The following is a 431-nucleotide window of genomic DNA, read 5'->3' on the forward strand; positions in this document are numbered from 1 at the left end:
GTGAACTACCCCGCCCTCACGGACTGGGCATCTCCACCTCACGGTGGAGATTTCCTGCTTCTTCCAGGAAACTTACCATACACTCCCTCGGAAAAGGGAATGTACAGCAGAGGTCTCCTGTCCACAGGCTCTAAGGGCAGTCCCGACCCCGCACGTAGAATATTTAGAGAAGCGTTGCAATCACGGTCAGCAGTCCAACCACATTCAGCCTTCACACATCCACATCTGGCACATGTCTTCGACGTGTATGCTGGGTTCACTTTCACCACCCTCCTACCAGCTCTTTCAGCCTTGTAGGAGAGGTGGCTCATGAACCTGGAAAGGTTGGAGTGAAGTATGTGCTTCCTCAGAGTTTCACTCTCTGTACCTTCCACCATTTCCTTCACTTCTAGGTCTTCCACATAGATCTCGTCGTAATGTTCAACAAACCA

Annotated in this window: 1 protein-coding gene; it reads right to left on the reverse strand. The window is 51.0% G+C overall.

The annotated features are described in order from the left end of the window. Positions 1-38: 38 nt before the first annotated feature. The coding region (locus IEW66_RS08650; RefSeq protein ID WP_188681836.1) for an RNA-guided endonuclease InsQ/TnpB family protein at positions 39-431 on the reverse strand (393 nt) is incomplete at its 5' end.

Source organism: Thermogymnomonas acidicola (assembly GCF_014646795.1).
Lineage (GTDB): Archaea > Thermoplasmatota > Thermoplasmata > Thermoplasmatales > Thermoplasmataceae > Thermogymnomonas > Thermogymnomonas acidicola.